General features: G+C 71.8%; 4 protein-coding genes. 2 read left to right on the top strand and 2 right to left on the bottom strand.

Annotation, left to right across the window (positions count from 1 at the left end):
- Window positions 1-78: 78 nt before the first annotated feature.
- Complete coding sequence (locus tag ABCR83_RS28335; RefSeq protein WP_462698065.1) at window positions 79-2655, bottom strand: ABC transporter ATP-binding protein/permease; 2577 nt, start codon at window positions 2653-2655, stop codon at window positions 79-81.
- A gap of 220 nt (window positions 2656-2875) precedes the next feature.
- Here ABCR83_RS28335 and ABCR83_RS28330 point away from each other — a divergent pair, with 220 nt between their 5' ends.
- Both ABCR83_RS28330 and serB read left to right on the top strand, forming a co-directional pair.
- On the top strand, window positions 2876-4405 hold the full coding sequence (locus ABCR83_RS28330; protein ID WP_462698064.1) for a streptophobe family protein: 1530 nt from the start codon (window positions 2876-2878) through the stop codon (window positions 4403-4405).
- Between the two features lie 76 nt (window positions 4406-4481).
- Window positions 4482-5714 carry a phosphoserine phosphatase SerB gene (gene serB, locus ABCR83_RS28325; protein ID WP_462698063.1) on the top strand — a complete coding sequence of 411 codons (1233 nt, stop codon included), beginning with the start codon at window positions 4482-4484 and terminating at the stop codon, window positions 5712-5714.
- An 89-nt stretch (window positions 5715-5803) separates the two neighbouring features.
- Here serB and ABCR83_RS28320 read toward each other — a convergent pair whose 3' ends face one another.
- On the bottom strand, window positions 5804-6322 hold the full coding sequence (locus ABCR83_RS28320) for a SixA phosphatase family protein (RefSeq protein WP_462698062.1): 519 nt from the start codon (window positions 6320-6322) through the stop codon (window positions 5804-5806).
- Between the last annotated feature and the right edge of the window lie 55 nt (window positions 6323-6377).

Here is a 6377-nt window from a genome sequence, read left to right as displayed (position 1 = left end):
CCCCCCCCCCCCCCCCCCCCCCCCCCCCCCCCCCCCCCCCCCCCCCCCCCCGCCCTTGTCCCATGGCAGGGGGCACGGCTACTTGCGCATGACCTCCGGCTCATGACGGCGCAGCAAACGTGCGACCGCGAATCCGCAGGCAACGCCCAGCGCGATGAGCACCACCAGGTCCATGCCCCACTGGCTCGCGGTGTGCGCCCAGAGCGGGTCGAGGTTCTTGGGGTTGCCCTTGTCCATCGGCGCCATGACGTGGGAGAGGTCCAGCGTGGTGCCGGCGCCGGCGACTGCCCAGCGGGACGGCATCAGCCAGGCGAACTGCTCGATGCCCGGCGAGTCGTAGATCTTGAACATGATGCCGGTGAAGACCACCTGGACGATCGCGAACATGACCAGCAGCGGCATGGTCTTCTCGGCGGTCTTCACCAGGGCGGAGATCACCAGGCCGATCATCATCGAGGTGAACCCGAGCGCGATGATCACCAGGCAGATCTCGGCGGCCGGGAGGCTCTTGAGGATCAGGCCCTCGGTCGGGAGCTTGCGCACCGAAAAGCCGATGGCGCAGATGATGACGCCCTGCACGGCGGTGATCGCACCAAGGACGATCACCTTTGACATCAGATAGGCGGAACGGGACAGGCCGACGGCCCGCTCCCGTTCGTAGATCACCCGCTCCTTGATCAGTTCACGTACGGAGTTGGCGGCGCCGGAGAAGCACATGCCGACCGCGAGGATCAGCATGATGGTGCCGGCGTCCTGGTTGAAGTGCCCCTTGGTCGGCGCCCCGAGCCCGAAGTCGGAGGGGATGACACAGCTCACCCCGCCGAGCACGGCAGGCAGGAAGAGCATCAGCCCCACGAAGCCGCGGTCGGAGGCGATCACCGAGACATAGCGGCGCATCAGCGTCCACAGCTGGGAGCCCCAGCTCTGCGCCTTGGGCGGGCGCACCAGCTGCGGCTGTACATGCACGGACTGCGGCGCGACGGCGTCGATGTCCGCCGCGTACATCTGGTAGTGCTGTGAGCCGCGCCAGCGGCCCGCCCAGTCGTAGTCGCGGTAGTTCTCAAAGGCGGAGAAGACATCCGCCCAGCTGTCGTAGCCGAAGAAGTTGAGCGCCTCCTCGGGCGGGCCGAAGTAGGCGACCGAGCCGCCGGGCGCCATGACCAGCAGCTTGTCGCAGAGCGCCAGCTCGGCCACCGAGTGGGTGACCACCAGGACCGTACGGCCGTCGTCCGCCAGGCCGCGCAGCAGCTGCATCACATCGCGGTCCATGCCCGGGTCGAGGCCGGAGGTCGGCTCGTCCAGGAAGATCAGCGACGGCTTGGTCAGCAGCTCCAGCGCCACCGAGACCCGCTTGCGCTGCCCGCCGGAGAGCGAGGTGACCTTCTTGTCCCGGTGCACATCGAGCTTGAGCTCGCGCAGCACCTCGCCGATCCGGGCCTCCCGCTCGGCGGGGGCGGTGTCGCCGGGGAAGCGGAGCCGGGCCGCGTACCGCAGCGCCTTACGGACGGTGAGCTCCTTGTGCAGGATGTCGTCCTGCGGCACCAGGCCGATGCGCTGCCGGAGCTCGGCGAACTGCTTGTAGAGGTTGCGGTTGTCGTAGAGGACGTCGCCCTGGTTGGCCGGACGGTAGCCGGTGAGGGCCTTCAGCAGGGTGGACTTGCCGGAACCCGAGGGGCCGATGACCGCGATCAGGGACTTCTCCGGGACGCCGAAGGAGACATCCTTGAGGATCTGCTTGCCGCCGTCGACCGTCACGGTCAGATGGCGGGCCGAGAAGGAGACGTCGCCGGTGTCGACGAACTCCTCCAGGCGGTCGCCGACCAGGCGGAAGGTGGAGTGACCCACACCGACGATGTCGTTGGGGCCGATGACCTGCCGGCTGACCGGCTGGCCGTTGACATAGGTGCCGTTGTGGCTGCCCAGGTCGACGATCTCAAAGCGGCCGTCATGGGTGGCCCGGAACTCCGCGTGGTGGCGGGAGACCTGGAGGTCGGCGACGACCAGCTCGTTCTCCAGGGCGCGGCCGATGCGCATCACCCGGCCGACCGCCATCTGGTGGAAGCTGGTCGGGTTGCGGTGGTCTCCGTAGGCCGGCGGAGCGCCGTCCGCACCGCCGGGCGTGTGCTGCGAACGCTCCGGGGCGTGCGCCGGGTCCGCCTGGGCCGCCGCCTGCCGCGGGATGTACGGCTGCTGCTGCCAGGCGCCCTGCTGCTGGGGCTGCTGGGCCTGCGGCGACTGCCACGCCCAGCCCTGGCCCGGCTGCTGGTGCTGCGGTGGCTGCCCGGTGTGCTGCCCCGGTCCGTGCGGTGCGGCCAGCGCGGTCTGCGCGCCGTAGAGGTCCGCGCTCGGCGCGCCGACGGTCAGGTTCAGCCGCGGGCCGTCCGTCGCATTGCCCAGGTGCACGGCCGAGCCGGGGCCGATCTCCAGCTGGTGAACGCGCTGCCCCTGGGCATAGGTGCCATTGGTGCTGTTCTGGTCCTCGATGACCCAACTGTGCCCGCCCCAGCGGATGGTGGCGTGCCGCCACGAGACCCTGGCGTCCTCCAGCACCACATCACCCTGCGGATCACGCCCGAGGGTGTACGACCTGGACGGGTCCAGCGCCCAGGTCTGTCCATTCAATTCCAATACGAGTTCAGGCACTCCATGCCCCACTACTTGTCCCCCGGTGTACCCCCTGCTGTCAGGGAGTCTAGGGATGGCGAACATCGGGAGGAACTATTTCAGGCGCAGTCGCCCGATCGAAACCCGGGCTTGCCACGCTCCGGCAGCAGGCGCGGTTGACGGAGCCGGACCCTCACCGGACAGTGGTAACTGCCCAGGGAAATACGCGGATTGCGTGGATCCGGGCCATTGGTGTGGATCGGGGGGCGTGATGACCGTCGCCAGTGGCAGCCGCACGGCACGCGGCGCCGATCTGCTGCTCGCCGCGATAGCGGCGGTGAGCTGGTCCTTCCTCGCCATGGCCGCGGTCGCCGCGCTCGGCCTGCATCTGCTCGGCGCGGATGGGGCGGGCTCGCTCGGCCCGATGGCCGCCGCGCTGATCGTCCTCGCGGTCGGCGGCTCCGTCAGCCCCTCGGGAGCGGTGGAAGCATTCGGCCTCAAGGGCGCGGGGGCGCACACCACCATCGACCTCGCGCCACTGGGAGTGAGCCTGGTCGGGGCGCTGTTCCTCGGCTGGGTCTTCGCCCGCTCGCTGCGGACCGCCGGGCTCACCATCCGCGGCCCCGAACTCGCCGCCCGGGCGGCCGCGGTGGCCGCGCTCTTCCTGCTGGTCCTCGGCGGGCTCTGCTGGGCGGGGTCGTCCGGCATCACCTTCGACGGCAAGAGCCTGGGCCTCGGCGGAGGCAGCGGCTCCGGGCTCGGGGTCATCGGCGACATCGGCGGCGGCCTGGCGGACGGGCTCGCCGGGCTCGCCCGCACCAAGGCCACGGTCGGCCTCACCCTGCGGACCGGGCCTTCGCTGCTGGGCGGCGCGGTGTGGGTGCTCGCGGTGCTGCTGCTCACGGTGCTCGCCGCGCGCCGGTCCCCGCTGCCCCCCGGCTGGGCCGCCCTGCACCGGGGCGTGCGCCCGGCCGTCTCGGCGCTGTGCACCGTCCTGGTGCTGGCGGTCGGGGCGGGCTGGGCGGCCGCGGCCGTCGCGGCGGCCGGAGACGACCACCCCGGGCGGGTGACGGGCGCGGCACTGCTCGGAGCGCCCAACGGCGTGTGGCTGGGGGTGCCGCTCGGCCTCTTCGTCCCCTGGCGCGGCACGGCGAGCGGCTCGCTGCTGCAGATGCTGCCCGACCCGCTCGACACCCTGCTGAACGCCAAGGCCGACGAGCCGGTGACGGTCGGCCGGCTCGCCACGCTCGAGCCCTGGGTGTGGCTGCTGACCGTGGCGTGCGTACTCCTGATGCTGCTGGCGGGGGTTCTCACCGCGGTCCGTACGCCACGCTCCGGGCTGGGGGTCGCGGCCTTCACCGCGCGCTGCGCGCTGTCACTGGGCGCGGCCACGGCGCTGACCCTGCCGCTGCTGGTGCTGGCGACCCGGGTGAAGGCCGACGCGAGCCTGGCCGTCCTCGGGGTGGACGCCGTGGACGCCGGGCTGGATCTGCACGGGAACGCGCCCGTGGCACTGGCGCTGGGAGCGCTGTGGGGACTGGGCGCGGGAGCGGTCGGCGGGCTGCTGGCCCGGGCGACGGGCGCGGCGGGCCGCCGGGCCTCTCCCCTGGCGCACGGCACCGGCCGCCCCCTCGCCCCGCCGGCACCGGTCGGGGAGCCCGGCCCCTACGGCCCCTCGGCGCCCCACCGGCCCGCCCGGGACGAGACCAACCCCTATCTGCGCCCCCCGGCCGACGGCCCCTACCGGACCCCGCCGCACCGGGGATGGCCGGGACGGGACGAGGAGCCGCCGCACCGGTAGCCGCCCGGTGAACAGTGCGCCGGGGCGCCGCTCCCCCTGCGGGCGGCGATCGGGCACCGGATACGGTAGAAGAACCATGAGCGCATCGCAGACCCCGCCTGCCACCGCCGTCGCCGGTGACGATGTCCCCACCCTCCTCGTCAAGATCTTCGGGAAGGACCGGCCGGGCATCACCGCCGGGCTCTTCGACACTCTCGCCGCCTATGCCGTCGATGTGATCGACATCGAGCAGATCGTCACCCGGGGCCGGATCACCCTGTGCGTACTGGTCACCGCGCCCGCCGGGGGCGGTCCGGCGGAGGGCGGACTGCGGAAGACCGTGCACAGCTGGGCCGAGTCGATGCATCTGCAGACCGAGATCATCTCCGGCCTGGGCGACAACCGGCCGCGTGGCACCGGACGTTCGCATGTCACCGTGCTGGGGCACCCGTTGACCGCCGAGTCCACGGCGGCCATCGCGGCCCGGATCACCGGGACCGGCGGCAACATCGACCGCATCTTCCGGCTCGCCAAGTACCCGGTGACCGCGGTGGAGTTCGCGGTCTCCGGCGTGGAGACGGAGACCCTGCGCACCGCCCTGGCCACCGAGGCCGCCAAGCTGGGGGTGGATGTGGCGGTCGTGGCGGCCGGACTCCAGCGGCGGGCGCAGCGCCTGGTCGTGATGGATGTCGACTCGACGCTGATCCAGGACGAGGTCATCGAGCTGTTCGCGGCGCATGCGGGCTGTGCGGCCGAGGTCGCCGAGGTCACCGCCCGGGCGATGCGCGGTGAGCTGGACTTCGAGCAGTCGCTGCACGCCCGGGTGGCGCTGCTGGCCGGGCTGGACGAATCGGTCGTGGACAAGGTCCGCTCGGAGGTACGGCTCACACCGGGCGCCCGGACCCTGATCCGCACCCTGAAGCGGCTCGGCTTTCAGGTGGGTGTGGTCTCCGGTGGGTTCACCCAGGTCACGGACGATCTGCGGGAGCGGCTCGGCCTGGATTTCGCCTCGGCCAATACGCTCGAGATCGTCGACGGCCGGCTGACCGGGCGGGTCACCGGGGAGATAGTGGACCGGGCGGGCAAGGCCCGGCTGCTGCGCCGGTTCGCGGCTCAGGCAGGGGTGCCGCTCGCCCAGACGGTGGCGGTCGGCGACGGCGCCAACGATCTGGACATGCTCAATGCGGCGGGCCTGGGGGTGGCGTTCAATGCCAAGCCGGTGGTGCGGGAGGCCGCACACACCGCCGTGAATGTGCCGTTCCTGGACACCGTGCTGTATCTGCTGGGGGTCACTCGCGAGGAAGTCGAGGCGGCCAACACCCACGAGTGAACGGGGCACGAGCGACCGGAGCGGGGGCGCGGGCCGTGCCCCCCGCTCCGCACCCCACTTCCCCAAGACCGCTACTTCCCCAAGACCGCTTACTCGTGGGGGCTCCAGAAGGCGGCCAGTCGGCCGACTCCGTGCTCGACGGCCTTCCAGGAGCCGTTGAAGGTGATGACCGCGATTGCCGAGGTGGGGAATCCGGAGCGGTTCATCCGGGGCAGGAGATCGCCCTCGGCCTCGCCGGCCAGGGCGTCGGCGAGGGCGTGCATACCGGGGTTGTGCCCGACGACAAGCAGGTCGTCCACCTCGTCGGAGACCTCGTTGACCAGTGCCATCAGCTCGCCGAGCGAGGCCTCGTACAGCTGCTCCTCATAGACCGTGCGGGGGCGCTGCGGCAGCTCGTGCACCGCGAGCTTCCAGGTCTCGCGGGTACGGGCGGCCGTCGAGCAGAGGACCAGTTCGGGAGCGATGCCGGAACCGGCCAGCCAGCGGCCGGCGACGGGTGCGTCCTTGCGGCCGCGGTCCGCGAGGGGGCGCTCATGGTCGTCAACGTCGGACCATTCGGCTTTGGCGTGCCGGAGAAGGACGATCCTGCGGGGCGTTTCGACGCTCATGCCGTCCAGCTTCGCATGAAACCAGCCGCGTGGCGCGGGGTGTTGACAGGCTCGC

It is taken from the genome of Streptomyces xingningensis (assembly GCF_054957865.1).
The sequence above is the reverse complement of the archived record's forward strand: the minus strand, read 5'-3'. Positions and strand labels throughout refer to the sequence as shown.